Below are 22,282 nucleotides of genomic sequence, written 5' to 3' on the forward strand. Positions count from 1 at the left end.
GCCGCATCCTCTCGGCGTCGTGAAAGCGCCGGAGGGGTGGCATGAAGCCGCGTTGTCTTGTCCTCGCTATCGCATGTCTTGCAATTTTCAACGTGCCGAACCTTGCCGCAGCCCAGGAAGATCGAAGACCGGTCAGCCAGTGCCAGGCAATCGCTCAGAATATTCCCAAGGCCACCTTCGCGAGCTTCTCCGGTGTGGCGCCGGTAGTCCCTGCAGTTTCCGAGGGTGAAGATGTCAAGTTCACCTATCTCGGCCATTCAACCTTCGAAATCGAGACTCCTGGCGGCATCGTCATCGCCACGGATTATAATGGTTGGTATAGGCCGGCCGTCACGCCTGACGTCGTCACCATGAACAAGGCGCACTCGACGCATTATACCCTTACCCCGGATCCCGGCATCAAGCACGTACTGCACGGGTGGAGCGACATCCCCGTCGAAAAGGCCAGGATCAATCTTGTTGTCGGCGACGCCTATATCCGCAATGTGACGACGGATATCCGTTTCAGCTATGGGCTGGGTGGCTCGCAACTGGATGGCAATTCAATCTTCATCTTCGAGACCGCCGGCCTCTGCATCGGCCATCTCGGCCATCTGCATTACGAGTTGACCGATACCCATTATACGGAAATCGGCCGGCTCGACGTGGTCATGGTGCCGGTCGATGGCGGTCTGACCATGGGAGCCGACAGCATGAGCCGCGTCATCAAGCGGCTGCGCTCGTCGCTGATCCTGCCGATGCATCGCCGCGGGCCGCCGGTCAACGCCTTCATCTCGATGTTCAGCAATGGTTTCGACGTCAACTATGCACCCGACAACAGCATCACCGTTTCGCTGCGCACGCTGCCGAAAAAGCCGCTGATCTACGTAATGAAGGATGTGCAGTAAAAAGGCTGACTCGACCCCAAGCCTTTGTCTCACGCAAATTGCAAATGCCGCTTGATGCCGACATCGGGCATCTTCTCCTCGTCGAAATTGGCTTTCGCGATCTCCCAGCCGAATTTCAGCTTGCTGCCGGTCGACACCCAGATCTCGGCATCATCGACATGCATGGAAAGCATTGTCAGCTTCGGATCCTTCTTGCCACCTTCGTACCAGGCGGCAACGACGGAGTTCCAGAACTCCTCGATTTTCGCGGGATCGGGGCGCACCTCGATAACTCCGGAAAGGCAGGCATGATAATCGTGGTTCTTACCGATGACGCAGAAATGCGCACGGCTGCCGGGTTTGATCTTTTGTACGAGTTCGGCATCCGTCTTCGTATAAAACCAGATCGTATTGGTTGTCGCATCAACGTTGGGTGCCATCGGCTGCATGTGCATGTCGACAGCCGAAAGGCCGAGCATGCCGGCATGGATATCGTTGATCTGGTCCCAGAGCTGACGTGCCGGTTGTTCACGGGCTTCACTGAAGCTTGCCATAGCCGTTCCTTTCCTGCTGGCGTTGTCCGATTGAAAACGTCGCCTCTCAGGCTTTGTTCCGCCACCTATAAAGCCATGAAGGCAGGACCGAATGGCCGCTTTTTCCTTGAATATCGCCCTTTCCGATCTTATAAGGCGGCCCATTCCGAACAATGAGACGTGAACAGGGGTGCCATGGCTGGCCATTCACAGTTTAAAAACATCATGCACCGCAAGGGCCGTCAGGATTCCGTGCGGTCGAAAATGTTCTCCAAGCTCGCGCGCGAAATCACCGTTGCCGCCAAAGCTGGTCTGCCTGACCCGACAATGAACGCCCGACTGCGCCTGGCTATCCAGAACGCCAAGGCCCAGTCTATGCCAAAGGACAATATCGACCGCGCCATCAAGAAGGCTTCCGGCGCCGATACGGAAAACTATGACGAAGTCCGTTACGAAGGCTACGGCCCGGGCGGCACGGCGATCATCGTCGAGGCTCTGACCGACAACCGCAACCGCACCGCCTCCAACGTCCGCTCGATCTTCACCAAGGCCGGCGGCGCACTCGGCGAAACCGGGTCGGTGTCCTTCTCCTTCGATCATGTCGGCGAAATCACCTACAAGCTGTCTGCCGGCGATGCCGACAAGATCATGGAAGCCGCCATCGAAGCAGGCGCCGACGATGTCGAGACCGATGAAGAGGGTCACTACATCACGACCGCTTTTGAAGCTCTTGGCGACGTCGCCAAGGCTCTCGAATCGTCCCTCGGCGAAGCCGAAACCGTAAAAGCCGTCTGGCGCGCTCAGAACAACGTGCCGGTCGATGAGGAAAGAGCCCAGTCGCTTCTGAAGCTCATCGACTCGCTGGAAGACGATGATGACGTGCAGAACGTCTATTCGAACTTCGAAGTCTCGGAAGAGGTTATGGCCAAGCTCTCGGCTTAAAGCCATCCAAGATATTGAATCGAAAACCCGGCCATTCCGCCGGGTTTTTGTTTGCTGGGATACCCTGGCGGCTAGGCCGCAGCTCGCATGAAATTGCCGAGTCCGGCAAAGAGCTCCACCGATTTCAATCGTGCCTCGATATCATGGATCGGCATGGAGATAATGACCTCATCCGCCTGCGTCTCCTTGAGGAACTCATTGAGCTGGGCTTCTGCCGTGGCCGGCGAACCGACGACGGCGTAGCGCAGCGTGTGCTCCACATTCATCTTTTCCATCGGCGACCAAAAGGCATCCATATCCTTAACCGGCCGCGGGAATGGCCCGCGCACATTGCGCCTGAGGTTGACGAACTGCTGCTGGGCCGAGGTGAAGTGATACCGCGCCTCCTCATCCGTTTCAGAAACCGCACCCATGACGCCGACCATCACATAAGGCTTGTCGAGTTCCGCCGAGGGCTGAAAACGGTCGCGATAGATCGCGATCGCATCGAGCAGCATGTCTGGCGCAAAGTGCGAGGCAAAGGCGAAGGGGAGGCCGAGCATGGCCGCAAGCTGGGCGCTGTAGAGGCTGGAGCCGAGCAGCCAGATTGGGATGTGCGAGTTGTTGCCTGGTACGGCGAGGATTGCCTGGTTTTCGCTCGGTGCACCAAGAAGCTGCTGCAGTTCCACCACATCATTGGGGAAACTGTTGGCACCCGCGTCGAGGTTGCGCCGCAGTGCCTGCGCCGTGCGCATGTCCGTTCCCGGCGCGCGGCCGAGACCGAGATCGACGCGGCCAGGAAACAACGCTTCCAGCGTGCCGAACTGCTCGGCGATGACGAGCGGCGCGTGGTTCGGCAGCATCACGCCGCCCGAACCGATGCGGATGGTCTTCGTCATCGCCCCGATCTGCCCGAGGATGACAGATGTCGCCGCGCTCGCGACACCGGGCATGCCATGATGCTCCGCCATCCAGAAACGCGTATAGCCGAATTCCTCAGCCTTCTGCGCCATGCGCTTCGACGCCGCAAAGGATTGGCTGATGGTCGTGCCTTCAGCCACGGGAGAAAGATCGAGAATGGAAAAGGGAACCATGGAAACCTGCCGCGCAAGAATGGGAGTGCGGTCTATGTAGGTTCGCTATGGCGCTATTCCAAATCGCGGCGCAAACAAAAGCTGCCGCGGAAAATAACCGTCATTCGTCGAAAGCCGGGGAGAATTTCAACGCGCCTGATGGTGGCGATCCCTTGAAGACGATCCGCTGGACATATCTCGTATCGAGATCCCCATAGGTCAACTTTCCGTCACTCTCGAAGCCGACACCACGATATACTGCGGGATTGCCGATCAGGGCGCAGCCTGTCGCACCACGCTCTATCAGCAGATCGAGCCCTTTCAGGATCAACGCTCTGCCGATCCCCTGCCGCTGCCGCTCCGGCTTTACCGAAATCGGCCCGAGCCCATACCACCCATCCTTGATGTCACCGATTGTGATGGGCGAGAAGGCGACATGGCCGATGATCTGCCCGCCTTCTTCGGCGACGAGCGACAGTGTCAAATCACCCGACCCACGAAGATCCCTGACGATCCGCGCTTCGGTATTGTTGCTGTAAGGCATCGGCTCGAACGCCACCCAAGTCAGCTCGTGAATGGCATCCGCATCCTCAGGCCTTTCGAACCGGATCAGCATGATGCGATCAGGCCCGCCTGCGCAGCTGATGCACGTCGGCGCTGTGCTGCTGATATCCTTCGGCAAGGGTGAAATTGCCGAGCTGGCGGTCCATCTCCACAGCTTCCGTTGCCAGACGATGGATCGCGGCCGTCGTCTCCTCGACCATCGCCGCATTCTGCTGCGTCATGGAATCAAGCTCGGCGACCGCGCTGTTGATCTGCCGCAGCGTATCGGCCTCCTCGCGAGTCGATTCCATGATCTCATTGATCTGACCGTTGATAGCCTCGACATGGCCGCCAATGCCGGTCAGCGCCAGCCCTGCCCGTTCGACCAGCGCCACGCCGCTTTCGACCTCATGCGTGGATTTCTGCAGCAGGCTGGAGATTTCCTTGGCGGCGCTCGAAGACCGCTGCGCCAGTTCGCGCACTTCCATGGCGACGACCGCAAAGCCCTTGCCGCTTTCGCCGGCACGCGCTGCCTCGACGCCGGCATTCAGCGCCAGCAGATTGGTCTGGAAGGCGATATCGTCGATAACAGAGATAATGGTGTTGATCTGCCGCGACGACGCCTGGATCGCTTCCATGGCTGCAATCGTCTCCTGCATGATCTGGCTGGAGCCGACCGTCTCCTTCTTGGCGTCGCGGGCGATGCGCGCCGCCTGCTCGGCGCGCTCGATCTGCACGCGCACAGACTGTGTGATGGCGCTGATCGCGTTGGCCGTCTCGGTGATCGAGCTTGCCTGCCGCTCGGTGCGGCCGGCCAGTTCGTCCGCCCCAGTGCGCATCTCCTCGGAGCCTGCCCGGACGGCCATGGAGTTGCCGCCGATCGCCGTCATCGTTTCGTTGAGCGTCGCCAGCGCCTCGTTGAAGTTCACGCGCAGACTTTCAAGCTCGCTCGGGAAATGGGTTTCGATCTGGTAGGCCAGATCGCCGCTCGCCAGATGATGAAGCCCCTCGTCGAGCGCACTGACGACGTCCTGCAGGCTGCGGGCTTCCGCCTCGCGCTGTGCAAGGTTCTGCTGGCGCTCGCTTTCGGCATGTGCACGCGTCTGCTCGCTTGCTGCTTCAAGTTGACGGCCTTCGATCAGCGACTGCTTGAAACGAGCAAGCGCCTTCGCCATCGTGCCGATCTCGTCCTTGCGGTTCTGGCTGCCAATCTCGACTTCCAGATTGCCGTCAGCGACTTCGCGAGTCACGCCCGCAAGGCGGGCGAGCGGCGAGAACAGGAAGTTGGTAATGAGCCCTGTGGCAACAGCCATGATGACGAGAACGCCGATGCCGATCCAGGTCAGCAGCGTGGCGATCTCGATGGAGCCGGCATTCAATTCGCTGAGCAGCACGCTTTCGACGACGAGGAACCGGTCACCGCGATAGTCGATGCCGCGCACATAAGCGCGTGCTGCACCATCGGCGCGCTCGAAATCCGCAACCGTCATCGCCGAGCTCGCTAGCGCATCCTTCGCAAAGGTGAACGGCGCGGTATCGAGCGTCGCAAGCTGGCCGGATGCATTAAGACCGACGGCCGAGCCGTCGCTTGAAATGATCGCCGCCTGTGCCGTGCCGCCGGCCACGATACCCTTGGCTAGAATGCTGGTGACGACATCGTCGCGCACCTTGAACAGCATCAGACCCTTCGCTTGGCCGAGCTTGACGATCGGCACGGCATAGAAGATCGCCGACTTGCCGCTTTTGGCATCGACGCGCAGGCCGGAAAAGGCCGTCGGCGCGGAATCGTCAGTCGCGTTGGCGGTATTCTCGATCGCCTTGGCATAGGCGATACCCGCGCCGGTCGACTTCCAGGCATCCGACTTCAGGTTTTCGGCAAAATCGTCATTCTTCTTGTAGGAATAGAGCACGGTGCCGTCGAGATCGACGATCAGGAAGTCACCGAAGGCCGTGTCAGCGAGATCGCGGGCTACTTCGCTTTGCGTCTTCTCATGGTTCGAATAATAGAATCCGCTCGGCGCCTCCGGCTTGGCAAGCTTTTCGCGCTGGTCGGCCGGGTTCGGATTGTTGGTAACAAAGACCTTCTTCAGCTCTCCGCGGGCATCGCCCGAGCTTTTCTCGATTGTCTTCCAGCCGCTCTTCAGGCTGGTGATCGCCATCTGCAGCGCTTCGATACGCGTAATCGAGGTCGCCTGATTCTCAAGCTGTACAAGCTGATCCTGCAGCATGTCGCCGCGGAAGATCAGTACGCTCTCCTTGGCCTTCAGCGCCTGCTCGTCGGAAACGCGGCTGCTGGCAAAATAGGCGAGGATATTGATGACAGCGACCGAAAGCGTGGTCAGCAGGATGAAGGTGGCTATCACCTTGAAGGACAGGGACTGAAATCTCTGAGCCATGAAAAACGAACCCTTCCGAAACGGCGCCGCCGGCGAGTGGAGTCACGAAGACAACACCCGCCGGTTGAACTGAAAACAGACCATCGGAAGCCTTAAGCTTTGCGAAAGTCAGCCCTCTCACATTTGATGGATTAGAATTCAGGCATCCGGTTTAATTCGCGGTAAATGCGATCCCGCAAAAACAAGGTATGTTTTTGCTTTGTTCACATATCAATGGCACTTATTTCGCCATCGCTATAGGGTGAACCATGCAAAACACGATTCGCATCATCGGTATCGATCCCGGCCTTCGCCGCACCGGATGGGGCATCATCGATACGCTCGGCAATTCTCTGCGCTTCGTTGCCTCGGGAACAGTCACTTCGGATGGCGACATGGACCTCGCTTCCCGCCTTTGCCAGCTGCATGACGGCCTTGCCGATGTGGTCCATTCCTACCAGCCGGATGAGGCCGCCGTCGAACAGACCTTCGTCAACAAGGATGCGGTGGCCACCCTGAAGCTCGGCCAGGCTCGCGGCATCGCCATGCTGGTGCCGGCCCGCGCCGGCCTCCCGGTGTCTGAATATGCGCCGAACGCCGTGAAGAAAACTGTCATCGGCGTCGGCCACGGCGATAAGCAGCAAATTCATATGATGCTGAAAATTCTGATGCCAAAGGCGGAGTTCAAGGGCAACGACGCCGCCGACGCCCTGGCGATCGCCATCTGCCACGCCCATCACCGCGGCGGAAACAAGATGCGACAGGCACTCGCCGGCTGATTTGTTCTTGACTTGTTCCGGGCCGACAGCTAGGTATTACCGCAGAGGTATTACCATGCGCGTGACCGAAAAAGGCCAGGTGACCATCCCTAAGGAAATCCGCGACAGACTTGGAATCGTCCCGGGATCTGAGGTGGAGTTTATCGCGAAAGACGATGCAGCCCTTTTGGTGAAGGTCAACGAAAACAGCTTACAGATTCGCAACTTCGAGGAATGGGCTGCCAGCGTAGAGGGACTGCTGGACCTCGATGGCATGACGACGGATGAATATATGGAATGGCTAAGAGGTCCGCGTGAAGATCTCGACCGTCATTGACACGAATATTCTCATCGACATTTTGGGACCGCAAAGCTCATTTCGCCATTGGTCGCTTGACGCGCTGAAACGTTGCGCCTCTGAGGGAAATCTGGTGCTGACCCCGGTCGTCTGGGCTGAGCTCGGCGCCGCACCGCTGACAGAGGAGAAGCTTCTGCTTGCCTTTGCCTGGCTTAATCTTGAACGAGAGAACTTGCCTTTCGAGGCAGCCTTCCGTGCAGGGCAAGCTCATCGTCACTATCGGACTGCGGGTGGCCAGCGGGAACGGACGCTTCCCGATTTTTTGGTTGCTGCCCACGCGGAATGGCATCGGCACCGCCTGCTGACCCGTGATGCGTCCCGCTACCGCTCCTATTTCCCTTCGCTCGATATTATTTCACCTGAAACTCATCCCTGACGGAACAAGATCATGATCGGCAAGCTGAAAGGCACCATAGACGAGATCGGTGACGATTATGTGCTCGTGGATGTGCATGGCGTCTGCTACGTCGCCTATTGTTCGTCGCGCACGCTCTCGAAGCTCGGTTCCGTGGGAGAAGCCTGTGTGCTCTTCATCGAAACTTATGTGCGTGAGGACCAGCTCAAGCTCTTCGGTTTCCAGACGCAGCTCGAACGCGAATGGTTCAACCTGCTGCAGAGCGTGCAGGGCGTCGGCGCGAAAGTGGCGCTTGCCGTCCTTTCGACCCTGACCCCTCCCGAACTTGCCAATGCAATCGCCCTCCAGGACAAGACCGCCGTCTCACGCGCCCAGGGGGTCGGCCCCAAGGTCGCGATCCGCATCGTCACCGAACTTAAGAACAAGGCGCCTGCCTTTGCCGGCGAGGCGATCAATATCGGCCTCAAACAGGAGATTGGCGAAGGTGTAGCTCCAGCTCCCGTGGCTGACGCCGTCTCGGCCTTGACCAATCTCGGCTATTCGCGAGACCAGGCTGCCAACGCGGTTGCCGCTGCCATGAAGACGGCCGGCGAGGACGCAGACAGCGCCAAGCTGATCCGTCTCGGCCTGCGGGAACTTTCGCGTTGATGCCACGGCAGGGTGTCAATGGCTGCCGCTTGGTGTATGGACTTGAGCAAGCTTTGAACGGAAATGCCTGATGACGGATGCCCGCCTGATAACGCCTGAAAAGCGTGGCGAAGACCTGGATACCACCCTGCGCCCACAGTCTCTGGACGAATTCACCGGCCAGGCGGAGGCGCGCGCCAACCTCAAGATCTTCATCGAAGCCGCCAAGAACCGCGGTGAAGCGCTGGACCATGTTCTCTTCGTCGGTCCGCCGGGCCTCGGCAAGACGACGCTGGCGCAGATCATGGCGAAGGAACTCGGCGTCAATTTCCGTTCCACCTCAGGCCCCGTCATTGCGAAGGCCGGAGATCTGGCCGCGTTGCTGACCAATCTCGAAGAGCGTGACGTTCTCTTCATCGACGAAATCCACCGCCTCAACCCGGCGGTCGAGGAAATCCTCTATCCGGCGATGGAAGACTTCCAACTCGACCTCATCATCGGCGAAGGCCCGGCCGCCCGCTCGGTAAAGATCGACCTGTCGAAATTCACGCTCGTTGCCGCCACCACCCGCCTCGGCCTGCTGACCACGCCGCTGCGCGACCGTTTCGGCATTCCGGTGCGCCTCTCCTTCTATACGGTGGAGGAACTGGAGCTGATCGTTCGCCGCGGCGCCCGCCTGATGGGCCTTGGCATGACCGATGACGGCGCCCGCGAGATTGCGCGGCGCGCCCGCGGCACGCCGCGTATCGCCGGCCGCCTGCTGCGCCGCGTGCGCGACTTCGCCGAAGTCGCAAAGGCCGAAGCCGTCACCCGCGAGATCGCCGATGAGGCGCTGACCCGCCTGCTGGTCGACAATGTCGGCCTCGACCAGCTCGACAAGCGCTACCTCAACATGATCGCAGTCAATTTCGGCGGCGGCCCGGTCGGCATCGAAACCATTGCCGCCGGCCTCTCCGAGCCACGCGACGCGATCGAGGACATTATCGAGCCTTACATGATCCAGCAGGGCTTCATCCAGCGTACCCCGCGTGGCCGCGTTCTGACCGCAATCGCATGGAAACATCTTGGCATGCAGCCGCCGAAGGATATGGAGGCTGCGCAGTTCGGGCTGTTCCGGGAGGACGATTGATTGATCAGCCGGCGCGGCTTTCTTAAACTCATGGGCGGCAGCTTTGCAGGCCTCATGGCACTCGGCGGATATGCCTTCGCCTATGAACCGCTGGCCCGGCTGGCAATTTCCCGCTACAGGCTGACCCCGCCGGGATGGACTCCCGGCCTGAAGCTGCGCCTTGTCACACTGGCCGATTTCCATGCCTGCGAACCCTGGATGTCCAAAGACCGCATCGCTTCGATCTGTGCCCGCGCCAACGAGCTGGAAGGTGATATCACACTCCTGCTCGGCGACTACGCGGCCGGCATGAACATGGTGACGCGCTATGTCCATTCCAGTGAATGGTCGAAGGCGCTGGCAACGCTCAAGGCCCCGCTCGGCGTTCATGCGATCATGGGCAACCATGATTGGTGGGAAGACAGAACCGCACAGATGAATGGTGGAGGCGACACCTTCGGACACAGAGCTTTGACTGAAGCGGGTATCTCCGTCTACAGCAATCGCGCCATCCGGCTGGAAAAGGACGGACATGGCTTTTGGCTGGCAGGTCTGGAGGACCAGCTGGCGCTCCTGCCGGGGAGGAAATGGGGCCGCAGCCGAATGCAGGGTCTCGATGATCTCGACGGAACGCTCGCGCAGGTTTCCGACGACGCGCCCGTTGTCTTGCTTGCCCACGAGCCCGATATTTTTCCGCGCGTGCCCGAACGTGTGTCGCTCACTCTTTCCGGCCATACGCATGGCGGACAGATCCGTCTTCTCGGTTATTCGCCGATCGTGCCTTCGCGTTATGGCGATCGCTATGCCTATGGCCATATTGTAGAAAACGGTCGGAACGTCATCGTTTCCGGCGGGCTCGGCTGCTCCATCGCGCCCGTGCGCTTCGGCATTCCGCCGGAGATAGTGGTTATCGACCTCGGATAATATCATGCCCAAGAGAACTGTCGTTCGCCTCAATGCAGGCAGCCAGCGCTTCAACTACCGCATTGCCGGACTCGGCTTTCGCGACGGGCATGTGCTTGTCCATCGCGCCGTTCACGAACCTTTCTGGACGTTTCCCGGCGGCCGTGCCGAGATCGGCGAAACCTCCGAGGAAACGCTGAAGCGGGAGATGATGGAAGAGCTGGGCGTCGAGGTCACAGTCAGCCGTCTGCTCTGGACCGTCGAGAATTTCTTCCGTTACGAGGGGCGCGACTGGCACGAACTCGGCTTCTACTATCTCATGGAAATACCCCAGGATTTCCCCTTCCGCACGCAAGAGATCATTCACCGGGTGGAGGATGGCAACAACCATCTGGAATTCAAATGGGTGCCCGCGACATTTCAGGCTCTGACGGCACTCGATATTCCGCCCTATTTCCTTGCCGGTGAGATCGAAAACCTGCCCACCTCACCTCGCCACCTGGTATGGCGCGACGGCGATCTCGACGACAAGGATTAAAGCTATTCCAGCAAAAGTGTGAAGCAGTTTTTGCGTCCGGAATTGCTTGAAAACAAAGAGATGGAGCATTTTCGCCTTTCGTAGGAAAGGCTCTGAGGAGAAGACGCAATGCCGAGTTTCGATCCCTGCCGCATGTTCCGGAAGCTCGCCTATAACAACGCCTTGGCGAACAACCGGCTTCTTGCCGCCTGCGCGACCCTCAAACCGGGTGAATTCGAAGCCACGCGCACAAGCTTTTTTCCGTCGATCAAATCGACGTTGAACCACATCCTCACGGTCGACTGGTTCTATGTCGATGGCCTCGAAGGCGGCACCCTCGGCCTTCGCGCCTTCGACGTCGAAGAGCCCTTCGATGACCTGCCATCGCTCTCCGTGGAGCAAGCGAAGGTCGATCAGCGCCTTGTTGCCATCTGCGAAGTGCTGACGCCAGAGAAGCTTGTCTCCATCATGAAGCTTCAGCGAAACGGCCGCGTCCAGCGGGAGCGCATGGAGGATGTGTTGAGCCACCTCTTCCAGCATCAGACTCACCATCGCGGGCAGGTGCATGCCATGCTCTCGGGCAGCAGCGTCGCTCCGCCGCAACTCGACGAATTCATCGTCGATGACGATGCGAGGTTCCGGGGCGGCGAGATCGCCGCTCTCGGCTGGAGCGAGGCGATGCTGATGCGCTAACCCTTGAGGCGCGCCTTCAGGCCATCGATGATCGTCTTGGTCAAAAGATCATAATTCTCGTCGAAGTGATGATCGCCCGGCAGTTCGATGACCTCGCCGCCGAGATCCTTGACGGCGGGGCAGGCCACATCGTCATCATCGTCCTTACCGTATATGCACTGGACGAGCTTCGGATCGGCACCCTTGAGATCCTTGACGGGATCGCCGCCGGCACCTTCAGTCTTCTGGCCGAGCCAGCCCATGACGGAGATGACGTAATCGACCTGATGCGACATCGACAGAAGCGAAATCTGCGCCACCGCCGTCTTGTCGGCCGGTTTCAGTAGCTGATAGGTGGCTGGCAGGATATCCGCGCCGAAAGAGTAGCCGATCAGCAGGACATGTTTCACCTTCCACTGCTTGCGGTAAAACTCGATGATGCGCGAAAGATCGTCGGCCGTTTCCTGCGGCTTCCGCTCCGTCCAGAAATAGCGCAACGAGTCGATGCCGACGACCGGAATGCCTTCCTTCTGCAGCATGCCGCCCACTTCCTTATCGATGTCGCGCCAGCCACCGTCGCCGGAATAGATCACCGCCATCGTATCGAGGTTCGGCATGGTGTCGAGAACGGCAAGCGGCAGGCCGAGCGGATTGTCGAAGGCGCCCGAAGCCGTCACCAGGTCGTCAAGTGTGTCGGCAAATACGGTCTGCGCATCATCGGACGATTCGCGGATTTCAATCGCATCGTGGACCTTCTTCAGATTCTCGACATGAGTGCGGCCATCCTTGTCCGCCTTGGGCGTGAAAGTAGCGATAACAGGGTCCGGAAGAGTGCCGTCGGTAAGCCCATAGACGCTGCGATCGCCGACCACCTGTCTTGCTGCGGGCGTGCAAAGCACCTTGGCAAGCGGAATACCTGCACGCGGATCGACGGCGAATGTCTGGCCTATCGTCGCATCAGGCGTCTGCGCGGCAATGGCCAAAGCCAGAGCGCCGCCCTCGCCGATGCCGGCAATGATAGGCAGGTGATAGGGGCTGTTGCCGGCGGCGCGCTGCACCTGCTGGCTCAGCGATTCAATATCGGAAACCGTATAGATGCAGCCGTCGTTGAGGCTGACGTCGTAGCGATTGAGCGCTTCCATATAGGACGGAAAGTCGACGCCGATGACGACGGAGCCCTGCGAAACCAGGCGGTCAGCCTCGGTCTTTTCGTAGTCACCCCAGCCGGCCGCATCGGAAATCAGGAAGACGGCACCCTTCACTTCGCCCTGCGGCAGGAAGATGTGCGGCGAAGGGATCAGGCCCGTTTCGAAACTCTGGGTGGTTTCATCGGCAGCATAGGCCGGCGCGGCCGCGAGAATGCTGACGCATGCAGCAGCAAACAATATGTTTTTCATCATTTTCTCACTACCCCTTTCAATCCGCCCCCAATCAGAAATGTCGCATCCATCAATGCGATCATCGGATTGCCTCCTCCGGAAACCGCAAGATAGCGCGGTTGCCAGTGCGGATGAAACTTGGATTTGAAGGCACGAAGCCCCTTGAAGTTGTAGAAGCGCTCGCCGTGTTCGAAGACGGTCCCGCCGATACGATCCCAGACGGGCGCCACCTCGCGTTTCGACATGCCGGAGAGGGGCGCCATGCCGAGGTTGAAATGCTTAAAGCCCTGGGCGCGCAGATATTCCATGATCTGCACGAACAGGAAGTCCATCGCCCCCTTCGGCGCGTCGGGCGAGAAACGCATGAGGTCGATCGTCCCCTCCTCTTTCGCCGCGGTGACGAGGATATTGGCAAAGGCGACGATCCGGCCGTCTTTCTTGAGAACGCCGACCGGCTGCGACGTCACATAGTCCGGATCGAAGGCGCCGAGTGAGAAGCCCTTCTCCTTGGCGTTGTGATGCTCGAGCCAGGCGTTGGAAACGGCGGAGAGCTCGCCGATGATTTCAGGGATATCGGCGGGTTCGACAACGGCGAATTCCAAACCGTCGCGCTGCGCGCGGCTTGCGGTCTGACGCAGGTTCGCCCATTTGCCGCCCTTCATCTCGAAGGTGCGCAGATCGGCCACCGCCAGTTCGCCGAGCTTGAAAGCGCGCAGGCCAGCATCGGCGCAGTGCGAAAGCAGCGCCGGCGAAATCTGGTAGAAGACTGCGCGGCAGCCTGCGGCGCGCGCCGCTTCCACGAAACGCCAGACCAGCTCCTGCACGGCATGATGCTCGCCGATCGGATCGAACAGCGCGATCCACGACCGGCCCTGCCGGCCATACATGATGAAGGCGTCGCCCTTTTCCGAGAACATGATGGACTTATCCCCCATGCGCACGAGATTGGCGTCCGCACTGTCCTGTTTCTCGACGATCTCTACCGCACGGCGGACCGCCTCCTCATTCGGCGGCTCCGGCTTGAAGGTCGCCGGCCTCAGCAGGCTGAAAATGGCGATCGCCGAGGAAATGATGGTGATGCCGAGTACAGCACGCAGGCCGCGCGGCGCTTCCGCCGCGAATTCAAACTGCCACCAGAGTTGGTTGCTGTATTCCACGTCGCGATAGACGAAGAGCAGGATGACAACCGCACCGACGATGATCACGGCAATCGCCATCAGCCAGGATGCCGTCATCGCCTGGTTGAGAAGCGAAGCATGACGGGTAAAGAGCCGGCGGCTGACGAACAGGCCGAAGACCAGAAAGGCAAGGAAGGCTGCCTCGACAAGGGCGATCGCCTTCAGCAGCGAGAGCGTCAGGGCAGCGACGGCGGAAAACACCGCCACCCACCAGGCACCATCAAGCCGCTGGCCCAGTCCGCGAGCGGCAACGACCAGCGCAAGTCCGAGCAGACTGGAGAGGAAATGCGCGCCTTCCACCATCGGCAGCGGCAGATAGTTGGAGAGGAATTCGAGGTTCTGATCGGGCGTCGGCGTCACGCTCGAAAAGATCAGCATGACCCCCAGGAGCAGCGTCAGCGCCGAAAGAAGCTGCGGCATCAGCCGCCCGCCGATGCGCCGCACGCTGGACGCGGCCGGATGATCCACGAAGCGGCGTAGCTCGGTCGCCGAAACCGCGAGGATGGCAATCAGCAGCGGCAAGACGTGATAGATTAGGCGATAGAGAACCAGCGAGCCGAGAACGGCATCGATATTCACCGCGCTGCCGAGCGAAGCGATGATGACTGTCTCAAAAACGCCGAGGCCCGCCGGCACATGGCTCAGCACGCCAAGCCCGACGGCAATCGCATAAACCGCCAGGAACACCGGCCAGCCGATCGCCGTCTGCGGCAGGAGCACGTAAAGCACCGTGGCGGAGGCTGCGATATCGAAGGCAGTCACCAGGAACTGACGCGACCAGGTGCGCGAATCCGGCAGGCGAAGTGCGATCGACCCGATTTCGATCACCCGGCCCTCGCGGCCGAGCACCATGAGAGAACCGAGAATCGCCAGGATGACAGCCGCGATGATACGAAGCCACAGGCTGCTGACACTGATCAGCGGCGCGATCTCATCGGCGATGATGAGAAGCGCGATCGCCGCCACAGCAGCAAGGCCAAGGCCGAAGGACAGCGTCACGAAGGCGATGACGCGGCCAATATCTTCAGGCGAAAGTCCGAGCCGGGTATAGGCGCGGTAACGGATCGCCCCACCCGACAGCGCGCCGAAACCGGCAGTGTTGCCGACCGCATAGGCGCTGAAGGCCGTGAGCGCGACATGCGGAAAAGGCAGCCGCTTGCCGATATAATCGATGGCGTTGAGATCGTAGAAGACGAGTGCCAGAAAGCTCAGCGCGGTAAAGAACAGGGCGAGCAGGATCGAACTCAGCCGGGTTTCCGCCAGGGCCTCGACGACGTCGTCATAGCGCACTTCATCTGTCAGCTGCATGATCGCGTAGCCGACAAGGCAAAAAATGACGAGCGTGGCAAGAGCCGTCAGCGGAGTGCGATAGCGCCGGAAAACTGCGCCAAAGGAAAAGCCCTCTTCAGTCTCTGAATTCTCTTCCAACTTGCCGTGACCCGACATCTCGTACCTGCTGCAATTGCCAATCTGGCGGGAATCTCTTTTGAGAGACGTAACATAAGCAACATGCAAGCTCTATGAACCATGTTGCGGCTACCCACACCCGCGCACTTGCCGCCTCCTTCATCCTCAATTGGGGCAAATTTGCGCAGTGCACAGGCTTGATCGCATTGCAATTTCGTAAGCTTCGCCTTGCATTTGAAGATCAGGCCGCCGGCTCACTCCCGGCACGGGCTTGAGCCGCGTAACGCGCCGCGGCAACGTTCGCCTCAATCTCACGCTCACCCGAAACTTGCACGGTCGGAACGGCGAATTCGATGCCGTTCTCCTTGAAGGCATTGCGGATCATCGCCAGTGCATTGCGGCGGATAACGAACTGCTCGCCGGGTTTGGTCATCATAGAAAGGCGGAGTTCGATTGCGAACTCGCCGAACTGCTCCACACCCTTCATCTTCAACGTTTCGATGATATTCGGACCCCACTCCGGGTTATCGAGCAGTTGCTGGCCGATCTGCTTGATGATCTTCTTCGTCTTCACGAGATCGGTGTCGTAGGTCACGTTCAGGCTGATCTTGTCGATCGTCCAATCGCGATTGAGGTTCTTGACCGCCCCAAGCTCGCCGAAAGGCACCGTCGTCAGCGGTCCGCGGTGATGGCGAAGCTTTACGGAACGCAGGCTGAAAGCTTCGACCACGCCCTTGTGGCTGCCGCTTTCGATATATTCGCCAACGCGGAAAGCATCGTCCCACAGATAGAACATGCCGCTGATGACATCCTTGACGATGGTCTGCGCGCCGAAGCCGACGGCAACGCCGACGACGCCGGCGCCGGCGATCAGCGGTCCGATCTCGATACCGAGGCCCGAAAGCACCATCAGGATGGCAATCACGACAATGACGACCGCGAGGATATTGCGGAAGATCGGCAGCAGCGTCTGCAGACGGGCGCGCTTGACTTTCTCCTCGTCGCCGATTGGGCCATCGACAGGAGAATCCAGAAGCTTGCCGTCGATATAGGCCTTGACGAGATGCCAGAGCAGATCGGCTGCAAGCAAAATGACGATACCGCCGATGATGCCGCGCGCCACCCGGTCAACCATCGTTTCATTCGACGTCATCATCGTGGCGGTTTCGACGCCGAGCATGCGCCCGAGCCAGATCGCCGCAAAGGCGATGATCAGAGCCCGCACGCCGCGGTCGAGCAACACGGTCGCAATCCGGCGCTTGGCGAGAAAACCCGCTTCGGCATTGTGGAGTGATTTGACCGCAAGCGTCGAGACGGCAAGCACTCTCGGCAGCAGCAGCACATAGATGCAGACCCAAAGCAGCCAATCGAAGCTCAGCACCCAGATGCCCCAGAGCAGCAGGAAATAGAGGATCAACAGCCAGGTAACCGCATGGCTGCGCCTCGTTTCATTGCCCGGCCGCGACCAGACCGCCTCCGTGGCAATCAAAAAGAGGCCAATACCGAGCACATAGCCGACCAGATAACGCGTGGCCATCGAATAGCCGAGCGGCTCCATCGCTTGGAGAACGACCCAGCCGAAAACGAAATAGATGACGAACAACGTGCAGCGCCGAAACCAGAATTTCGCGACGGCCGGGTCAACCGCAACGGTCTCGCCCTCGCCGCGCGACAGGGTGACGAGATCGACGATGACACCGCCGATGGAAACGGCGAAACGCTGCACGACGACAGCGATGGCAATGGCGATCGCGATATTTTGGCTGACCGGCGGCCAGTTGAAGCTGACCAATGCAAGCCCCGTTGCGAGACCGAAGACGATGGCAGGAATGATGCGCGCGGCAAGCCGCGTGCCGGTCATCTCCGCTGCTCGCTCCCGCCTTTCACGCACGGCCCTCCGCACCAGGATTTCGACGATGAATCCGATGATGAGGATGGCGAGAAACTGCGCGGCCATGCGAAGTGGACCCGCCGCTCTCAATTCGCCAAGAAGAAGCGATGAAGCCCGCGCGATTTCTGATGGCAGCGTCATGGCCGCACCGGACACCATGGCGATGTGTCGGCGGGCATGCTGAAGGCGGTCGGACAATATCGACATTTCCTGGTCATTGCCATCAGAACCTGCCGGCGCCGCCATTTGCGTCGCCATCCATCGCTTGACCTCCGGCGTCTGCATCAACTCCATCATCTGCCGCACTTGGGCAGGCGGTGGTGCAACATCAGTGGAAGCTGCCGGCGTCTGCGCATAAACGGCACTGAAAAGAGAAAGCAACAGCATGATGCCGCAGATGCCGATCGCAGAAATTCGCCCCATGCCCGCCTCCGGTTTTGTACGTCAGGCATTTATGCAAGTGCTGCAGCGGAAATGCCAGCCGAACAAATGGTCTAGCTGAATACCGGCAAAAAGAAAGCCACCGGACCTTCCGGCCGGCGGCTGATATAAGCATCAATATGCGTCGCTTATTTGTGCGGCTTTTCGGCATGGCCGCCGAAGCCGGCGCGCATGGCTGAAAGCACCTTGTTTGCGAACTCGTCCTGGTCGCGCGAGGAGAAGCGGCCGTGCAGTGCGGCGCTGAGCACCGGCGTCGGCACGCTTTCATCGATGGCGGCCATGATCGTCCAGCGGCCTTCGCCGGAATCCGAAACGCGGCCGGCATATTGGGTAAGGACCGGATCCTTGTGCAGCGCATCGGCCGTCAGGTCGAGCAGCCAGGAGGTGATGACACTGCCGCGGCGCCAGACTTCGGCAATTTCCGGCAGATTGAAATCGTACTGGTAGAATTCTGGATGGGAGAGCGGCGCCGTCTCGGCATCGGCCTCATGTGTCAGTGCACCGACATTAGCGTGCTTCAGGATGTTAAGGCCCTCGGCATAGGCAGCCATCAGGCCATATTCGATGCCGTTATGCACCATCTTGACGAAATGGCCGGCGCCATGCGGGCCGCAATGCAGGAAGCCCTGCTCCGCAGTGCTGAGAGCCGCAGCTTCCGGTGTGCGGTTCGGCGAGGCTTCCGCGGTGCCGTTGCCCGGTGCCAGCGTTGCGAAGATCGGCGACAGATGCTGCACGATACCCTTCTCGCCGCCGATCATCAGGCAATAGCCGCGCTCGAGGCCGAAGACGCCGCCGCTGGTGCCGACGTCCACATAGTGAATGCCCTTGGTGATAAGTTCCGCGCCGCGGCGGATGTCATCGTGATAATAGGAGTTGCCGCCGTCGATCAGGATATCGCCGTCATGCAGCAGCGGAAGAAGTGCGGCAATCACCTTGTCGGTGATCGCAGCCGGCAGCATCAGCCAAACGGCGCGCGGGCGGGCGAGCTTCGAGACGAATTCTTCAAGAGAGGCGCTGCCCTCTGCGCCGAGGCCGACAAGCTCGGTGACACTTTCCGGCTTGGCATCATAGACCACGCATTCGTGGCCGCCCCGCATCAAGCGCTGGACCATGTAATTACCCATACGGCCCAAACCAACCATACCAAGCTGCATATGAAATCTCCTGGGATTTAATCGATATGATTCCGGAAACTAGCACCGGCATCGTGACAGGCAAGCAAAGTCTCCGTCACAAAGGCGAATACCTCTATTGTACGGCTGTATCTTTCGCACTTAACAATCTGCCGTCATTGGCGCGTAATTCCAAGCGTCCAACACGTATATAGCCGCCTCGTCGGCGGCTATATGATCTTCTGCCTGCTCGGTGCGGCATCAGCACCATCGCGATGGCTCTCTGGATTGCAGTTAGCCGCGGCTCTCCCGCACCAGATGCACGATACCAGCCGGATTGAGGATCCAGCCACCGCGGAGGCTGGAGGGCAGCGGCTCGATGGGATCGCAGCGCGGAACGCCGGCTTTCTCCAGATGCTCCGCAGCGCGGTCGAAATCCGGCGTCATGAATTCCAGCCAGAGCTCGGCCTGGCTCATGGTCGGCACCTTGTCGATCCAGAGCCGGATCGGCCCCAATTCAAAGGAGACATCGTCCCCTTCGATTTCCTTCAAGTGCACCACGTCGCGGTAGAAAGCGACGGTTGCCTCGTACCGATGAGGCGGAACCTTCATCGCGACGTCAATGCCGCCATAGATAAGATCGGACATGGCTTCCCCCTCAGCCTTCCGGCGCTCTTGCCTGTTCGCCGCGCATCTCGCTGAGGAACATGCCCTCTCGCAGATTGATGCCGTATTCGACGAAGGCCTTCATGCAGCAGAACATCTGCGTCCAGCCTTCGAGATTCTGATAGGTTCCGCGCCGCCCCAGCTCATCCTCGCGCCAGCCGTCTTCGGCAATGGTCACCATGGTGCCACCGTCATCCAGCGGTTTGAAATTCATCTCTACGAGGGTTTTGTACGGCTTTTTCTCTTCGTCCGTGGCCCCGTCCCAGCGCAGCACGATCTTGCTGTCGGGCACCAGCTCGACCACCTCGACCGGCACATCCTTCCACCAGGTTACTGTCGTGCCCTGCGCCAGCGGCGCGCTGGCACCGCCCACCGTGGTGAAATAGCTCGACAGCTTCTTCGGATTGACCACTGCATCGAAGACATCGGCCACCGGGCGGCCGATGCGGCCCGAAACGCGAATATTGAGGGACATGCGACTTCCTCCTCTTCTCCGTTGTATCTGATGCAATTATGTTATAAAAACATAACATGTCAAGCGAATCGGATGACGACCCCATTTTCAAGGCGCTGGCGCATCGCTGCCGCCGCGACATTCTCGACCTTCTGAAGGAAGAGCCGCGCACGACAGGCGCCCTCTGCGAGGCCTTCCCCGAGATGGACCGCTGCACCGTCATGCAGCACCTGAGGGTGCTTGAGGAAGCCGATCTCGTGATTGCCAGGAAGGAAGGCCGGGAACGCTGGAACCATCTGAACAGCCTGCCGATCAAGCAGATCCACGACCGTTGGATCAGCGCCTATGCCGGGCATGCGCTCTCTATTCTCGACCGGCTGAAGAGGGACGTCGAGAGTCCGCCGCACTAGCTTGCGGCGATACGGGCCGCTACTTTACGATAACGGGCAAGGAAAAGAGCCATGCCGATATCAGGGCCGATATCAGGATCGACAATCCGTCGCATGCGCCGGCTGCGCAACATGAAGCAGGAGCATCTGGCCGAATTGCTCGCTGTCAACCAGGCGACCGTCTCCCGCTGGGAGCGCGGCATCTTGCCGGTCACAGCCATTCAGGCAAGGCGGCTGGAAAACGTCTTCGCTTCCCCGTCATCCTCAGCAGATGCCGCCCTAAGACGGCTGGTCGAAGATTCCCGAAGCAAGGTTCACCTTATCTGCGACCGCACCCACCGGCTTTTGGCCGCTTCCAATGCACGGCAGGGCGAATGGGGCCTGCCGCTCTCCGATTTCCTGGGCAGGCCGCTGTTTTCCTATGCTTCGGAGCAAATCATCAAGTCGGAGGGAGAACTCGCGGGCCTCGGCTGGCATGAGGGCGAAATGAACTCGCTGATGCTAAAAACAGGCCCAAACGGCAATCCGCACCTGCCCATCGCCGCAGGGCATGTGCTGTGGGAGCGCATCTTTCTCGCTGACGGCAGTGCGGCACGGCTGGTCACGACGGTCGGCTGAGCTGCAGAATTCCTGCATCCTGATGCATAAATTATGCGTTGTTCCGCCGAAGCGGGCTTTGTAGCGTCCGTCGTCATCTGACTGGAGACATGGAATGACGATACTGGTGACGGGAAGCGCTGGCCATCTCGGCGAAGCACTGATGCGGACATTGAGAGATCAAGGCCGTCAGGCGCGCGGCATCGATATCAAGCCCTCGCCTTTTACCGATATGACCGGCTCGATCACCGATGCCGATTTTATCCGCCCTGCGCTGACAGGCGTCACCGCCGTTATCCATGCCGCAACGCTGCACAAACCGCATATCGGAACGCACAGCAATCAGGATTTCATCGACACCAATGTCTCGGGCACGCTGAACCTTCTCGAACAGGCACTTTCCGCCGGTGTGAAGAGCTTCGTCTTCACCAGCACCACTAGTGCTTTCGGAGCGGCCCTGCGCCCAGCCGCAGGCGAACCGGCCGCTTGGATCACCGAGGATGTGCTGCCCGTCGCCCGCAATATCTACGGTGTCACGAAGATATCAGCCGAAGGCATCTGCGAACTCTTCGCGCGCACCATGTCTCTGCCGCTCATCATTCTCAGAACCTCGCGCTTCTTCCCCGAAGATGACGACGATCCCGATATCCGCAATCGCTACTCCGCCGAAAACGCCCAGGCCAACGAGTTGCTCCATCGCCGCATCGATATCGAGGACGTGGTCGACGCCCATCTGCTGGCACTCGACAAGGCGCAGTCCATCGGTTTCGGCCGCTATATCATTTCTGCGACTGCGCCCTTTACGAAGGCTGATCTCGCCGACCTGCGCCGTGACGCGGCCGCGACGGTGGAACGCCTGTTCCCTGGCATGACCGCACTGTATGCCGCGCGGGGCTGGAGCATGTTCCAGCAGTTCGATCGTGTCTATGTCAACACGCTCGCCCGACGAAAGCTCGGCTGGAACCCAAAATACGACTTTGCCCACGTGCTCAATTGCCTGCGTGACGGCAAGGAATGGAGGAGCCCGCTCGCGCTCATCGTCGGGTCAAAGGGCTATCACGACCGAACCTTCGAGGATGGTCCTTACCCGCTTCAGCGCCGCTGATCCGGTACGGCAAAACCGGCGCCATGCCCGAAATCGAGATGGGCGCCGAAGCGC

General features: G+C 59.8%; 23 protein-coding genes. 13 read left to right on the forward strand and 10 right to left on the reverse strand.

Features of this window, described 5'->3' with window-relative positions; translation table 11 throughout:
* Positions 1-41: 41 nt before the first annotated feature.
* Positions 42-887, forward strand: a complete 846-nt coding sequence (locus tag KQ933_RS16045; RefSeq protein WP_216755808.1) for an MBL fold metallo-hydrolase — start codon at positions 42-44, stop codon at positions 885-887.
* 29 nt (positions 888-916) lie between these two features.
* Here the strand turns inward: KQ933_RS16045 and KQ933_RS16050 are convergent, their stop codons facing one another.
* The gene (locus tag KQ933_RS16050) at positions 917-1,420 is read right to left on the reverse strand and encodes a pyridoxamine 5'-phosphate oxidase family protein (RefSeq protein ID WP_216755809.1); all 504 of its coding nucleotides are present in this window, start codon (positions 1,418-1,420) and stop codon (positions 917-919) included.
* 174 nt (positions 1,421-1,594) lie between these two features.
* Here KQ933_RS16050 and KQ933_RS16055 point away from each other — a divergent pair, with 174 nt between their 5' ends.
* A complete protein-coding gene (locus KQ933_RS16055) occupies positions 1,595-2,341 on the forward strand; it encodes a YebC/PmpR family DNA-binding transcriptional regulator (protein ID WP_216755810.1) in 747 nt (248 codons plus the stop codon).
* A 71-nt stretch (positions 2,342-2,412) separates the two neighbouring features.
* On the opposite strand, the gene KQ933_RS16060 is transcribed toward KQ933_RS16055, so the two are convergent.
* From KQ933_RS16060 to KQ933_RS16070, 3 genes are all read right to left on the reverse strand, one after another.
* A complete protein-coding gene (locus tag KQ933_RS16060) occupies positions 2,413-3,414 on the reverse strand; it encodes an LLM class flavin-dependent oxidoreductase (protein ID WP_216755811.1) in 1,002 nt (333 codons plus the stop codon).
* A 100-nt stretch (positions 3,415-3,514) separates the two neighbouring features.
* Entirely contained in the window at positions 3,515-4,009 is a 495-nt protein-coding gene (locus KQ933_RS16065) for a GNAT family N-acetyltransferase (RefSeq protein WP_216755812.1), read from the reverse strand.
* Positions 4,010-4,016: 7 nt separating this feature from the next.
* Positions 4,017-6,332, reverse strand: a complete 2,316-nt coding sequence (locus tag KQ933_RS16070; protein ID WP_216755813.1) for a methyl-accepting chemotaxis protein — start codon at positions 6,330-6,332, stop codon at positions 4,017-4,019.
* Positions 6,333-6,580: 248 nt separating this feature from the next.
* Between KQ933_RS16070 and ruvC the strand changes: the two genes are divergently transcribed.
* The 8 genes from ruvC (at position 6,581) to KQ933_RS16110 (ending at position 11,630) form a co-directional block, all read left to right on the forward strand.
* Complete coding sequence (gene ruvC, locus KQ933_RS16075; RefSeq protein ID WP_216755814.1) at positions 6,581-7,090, forward strand: crossover junction endodeoxyribonuclease RuvC; 510 nt, start codon at positions 6,581-6,583, stop codon at positions 7,088-7,090.
* Positions 7,091-7,145: 55 nt separating this feature from the next.
* A complete protein-coding gene (locus KQ933_RS16080) occupies positions 7,146-7,406 on the forward strand; it encodes an AbrB/MazE/SpoVT family DNA-binding domain-containing protein (RefSeq protein WP_183805179.1) in 261 nt (86 codons plus the stop codon).
* The gene (locus KQ933_RS16085) at positions 7,384-7,803 is read left to right on the forward strand and encodes a type II toxin-antitoxin system VapC family toxin (RefSeq protein ID WP_216755815.1); all 420 of its coding nucleotides are present in this window, start codon (positions 7,384-7,386) and stop codon (positions 7,801-7,803) included. The genes KQ933_RS16080 and KQ933_RS16085 overlap by 23 nt, the downstream gene beginning before the upstream one ends.
* Before the next feature lie 12 nt (positions 7,804-7,815).
* Entirely contained in the window at positions 7,816-8,430 is a 615-nt protein-coding gene (gene ruvA, locus KQ933_RS16090; RefSeq protein ID WP_216755816.1) for a Holliday junction branch migration protein RuvA, read from the forward strand.
* A 67-nt stretch (positions 8,431-8,497) separates the two neighbouring features.
* The gene (gene ruvB, locus KQ933_RS16095) at positions 8,498-9,538 is read left to right on the forward strand and encodes a Holliday junction branch migration DNA helicase RuvB (protein WP_216758925.1); all 1,041 of its coding nucleotides are present in this window, start codon (positions 8,498-8,500) and stop codon (positions 9,536-9,538) included.
* Positions 9,539-10,441 carry a metallophosphoesterase gene (locus KQ933_RS16100; RefSeq protein WP_216755817.1) on the forward strand — a complete coding sequence of 301 codons (903 nt, stop codon included), beginning with the start codon at positions 9,539-9,541 and terminating at the stop codon, positions 10,439-10,441.
* A gap of 4 nt (positions 10,442-10,445) precedes the next feature.
* Entirely contained in the window at positions 10,446-10,958 is a 513-nt protein-coding gene (locus tag KQ933_RS16105) for an NUDIX hydrolase (RefSeq protein WP_216755818.1), read from the forward strand.
* A 108-nt stretch (positions 10,959-11,066) separates the two neighbouring features.
* Positions 11,067-11,630 carry a DinB family protein gene (locus KQ933_RS16110; protein ID WP_216755819.1) on the forward strand — a complete coding sequence of 188 codons (564 nt, stop codon included), beginning with the start codon at positions 11,067-11,069 and terminating at the stop codon, positions 11,628-11,630.
* Here the strand turns inward: KQ933_RS16110 and KQ933_RS16115 are convergent.
* From KQ933_RS16115 to KQ933_RS16140, 6 genes are all read right to left on the reverse strand, one after another.
* Positions 11,627-13,009, reverse strand: coding sequence for a virulence factor family protein (locus KQ933_RS16115; RefSeq protein ID WP_216755820.1), 1,383 nt, complete (start codon positions 13,007-13,009; stop codon positions 11,627-11,629). The genes KQ933_RS16110 and KQ933_RS16115 overlap by 4 nt on opposite strands.
* Complete coding sequence (gene mprF, locus KQ933_RS16120) at positions 13,006-15,612, reverse strand: bifunctional lysylphosphatidylglycerol flippase/synthetase MprF (protein WP_216755821.1); 2,607 nt, start codon at positions 15,610-15,612, stop codon at positions 13,006-13,008. The genes KQ933_RS16115 and mprF overlap by 4 nt, the downstream gene beginning before the upstream one ends.
* Positions 15,613-15,814: 202 nt before the next feature.
* Positions 15,815-17,887, reverse strand: coding sequence for a mechanosensitive ion channel family protein (locus KQ933_RS16125; protein WP_216755822.1), 2,073 nt, complete (start codon positions 17,885-17,887; stop codon positions 15,815-15,817).
* A gap of 146 nt (positions 17,888-18,033) precedes the next feature.
* Entirely contained in the window at positions 18,034-19,059 is a 1,026-nt protein-coding gene (gene gnd, locus KQ933_RS16130; protein ID WP_216755823.1) for a phosphogluconate dehydrogenase (NAD(+)-dependent, decarboxylating), read from the reverse strand.
* Between the two features lie 252 nt (positions 19,060-19,311).
* The gene (locus KQ933_RS16135; protein ID WP_216755824.1) at positions 19,312-19,665 is read right to left on the reverse strand and encodes a hypothetical protein; all 354 of its coding nucleotides are present in this window, start codon (positions 19,663-19,665) and stop codon (positions 19,312-19,314) included.
* Between the two features lie 10 nt (positions 19,666-19,675).
* Complete coding sequence (locus tag KQ933_RS16140; protein ID WP_216755825.1) at positions 19,676-20,158, reverse strand: SRPBCC domain-containing protein; 483 nt, start codon at positions 20,156-20,158, stop codon at positions 19,676-19,678.
* A 56-nt stretch (positions 20,159-20,214) separates the two neighbouring features.
* Here KQ933_RS16140 and KQ933_RS16145 point away from each other — a divergent pair, with 56 nt between their 5' ends.
* The 3 genes from KQ933_RS16145 to KQ933_RS16155 all read left to right on the forward strand — a co-directional run bounded on the left by KQ933_RS16145 (position 20,215) and on the right by KQ933_RS16155 (position 22,228).
* Entirely contained in the window at positions 20,215-20,547 is a 333-nt protein-coding gene (locus KQ933_RS16145) for a helix-turn-helix transcriptional regulator (RefSeq protein WP_216755826.1), read from the forward strand.
* Positions 20,548-20,598: 51 nt separating this feature from the next.
* Positions 20,599-21,144, forward strand: a complete 546-nt coding sequence (locus tag KQ933_RS16150; protein WP_216755827.1) for a helix-turn-helix transcriptional regulator — start codon at positions 20,599-20,601, stop codon at positions 21,142-21,144.
* 94 nt (positions 21,145-21,238) lie between these two features.
* The gene (locus KQ933_RS16155; protein WP_216755828.1) at positions 21,239-22,228 is read left to right on the forward strand and encodes an NAD(P)-dependent oxidoreductase; all 990 of its coding nucleotides are present in this window, start codon (positions 21,239-21,241) and stop codon (positions 22,226-22,228) included.
* Positions 22,229-22,282 lie beyond the last annotated feature (54 nt).

Origin of the sequence: Rhizobium sp. WYJ-E13, from assembly GCF_018987265.1 — a bacterium.
Classification (GTDB): domain Bacteria; phylum Pseudomonadota; class Alphaproteobacteria; order Rhizobiales; family Rhizobiaceae; genus Rhizobium.